The 1548-nt window shown below is 75.4% G+C and carries 1 protein-coding gene and 1 pseudogene; one reads left to right on the plus strand and one right to left on the minus strand.

Going from position 1 to position 1548, the window contains the following annotated elements; genetic code table 11:
- Window positions 1-342: pseudogene (locus tag DQW85_RS23215) on the minus strand (bifunctional [glutamine synthetase] adenylyltransferase/[glutamine synthetase]-adenylyl-L-tyrosine phosphorylase); the annotation flags it as partial.
- 359 nt (window positions 343-701) lie between these two features.
- Between DQW85_RS23215 and DQW85_RS23220 the strand changes: the two are divergent.
- A partial coding sequence (locus DQW85_RS23220; RefSeq protein ID WP_162795276.1) for a serine/threonine-protein kinase occupies window positions 702-1548 on the plus strand: 847 nt, incomplete at its 3' end.

A 1548-nucleotide genomic window follows, 5' to 3' on the forward strand; every position in this document is an offset into this window, starting at 1 on the left:
CAGCAGCGCGGCGCGCGCGTCGCCCAGGCCGGGCTCGGCGAGCAGCGCCAGCTGCTCCGGATGGCGCGCCAGGTGGTTGCCGAGGGCGGCGCTCACTCCGAACACGGCCAGCGTCCGGGCCCTGAGCAGCTCGTCGGCGCGCAGCGTGTCGAGGGCCGCCGGATCGCGCTCGGCCAGCCCGGTGAGCGAGGCCAGCGCCAGGTCGGGGTCGGCGACGTCGACCAGGCCGTCCAGCAGTTCGTCGAACTCCGCGCCCGCCCGCTGGACGAGCCGCGCGGCCGTCGCTCCGTCGGCGAAGCCGAGCTTGGCCAGTCTCGCGGCGGTGGACTCGATCCTCGGCACCTCTCCATCTTGACAGCCCATCGGTGCGGCGTCCTAAATACGGACGCAACGTTGCGTTGTATTCCACGAAATGAGCGGAGGCGGGGCGGACGGGGGGCCGGTGCGGAGGGGCGCCTCGACCTGGGCGGCGGCGGCCTTCCCGCTGTTCCTGAGCCCGTCCACGCCCTCGCGCACGCGCTGACGCGCACACCCGGGGCGAGCCGGACGCCGGCAGGTCAGCGGCTCAGGGGTTCACCCGGGACCGTCCGGCGCGGCGAGCTGGGGGAATCCCTGGGTCCGCCCCTGGGGCACCGTGGCGGTCCGGGTCCTAGCCTGCTCGTTAGGCCGTCAAGGAGATCGCCGGGGGGCGGAGGGGGTCGATGGCTCAGGCTCCGTACGCCCACCATGATCCGCTCAGGCTCGGCGGCTACTGGCTCGGCAGGCAGCTCGGCGCGGGCGGGCAGGGCGTCGTCTACGAGGGGTACGGAGTGGGCGGCGACCGGGTCGCCGTCAAGCTGCTCCGGCTCGACCGCGGTGAGAGCGCGCAGGCGCGCGCCCGGTTCGCCAAGGAGGTCGCCGCCGCGGCCAAGGTGGCTCCGTTCTGCACGGCCCGGCTCATCACGGCCGAGCTCGGCGCGGACCGGCCGTACATCGTGAGCGAGTACGTGGACGGCCCCAGCCTGCACCGGGCGGTGCGCGAGGGCGGCCCGTTCGGCGCGGTGCGGCTGCACGACCTGGCGACCGGCGTGGCCACCGCGCTGACCGCCATCCACCGGGCGGGAGTCGTGCACCGCGACCTCAAGCCCGAGAACGTCGTCCTCGGTCCCGACGGCCCCCGGGTGATCGACTTCGGCATCGCCCGGGTCGACGGCGCGACCGTCACCGAGGACGGCGTCTTCCCGATCGGGACACCGGCGTACATGGCGCCGGAGCGCATCCGGGGCGAGCGGGCCGGGCCCGCGGCGGATGTGTGGGCGTGGGGCGCGGTGGTGCTGTTCGCGGCCACGGGGGCGCCTCCGTTCCTCGCCGACAGCGCGGTGGCCACGTACAACCTCATCCTTACCAGGCGGCCGGACGTGTCGGCGCTCGACGGGACACTGCGGCGCCTGGTGGACGCGGCGATGTCCGACGATCCGCGCGACCGCCCGCAGGGGCGGGCGCTGCTGGCGAGCCTCATCGGCGGCGCGGGCGAGACCGGTTCGCTGCTCGCGGCCGGCAGCCGGGTGG

Source organism: Nonomuraea lactucae, assembly GCF_003313395.1.
GTDB lineage: Bacteria > Actinomycetota > Actinomycetes > Streptosporangiales > Streptosporangiaceae > Nonomuraea > Nonomuraea lactucae.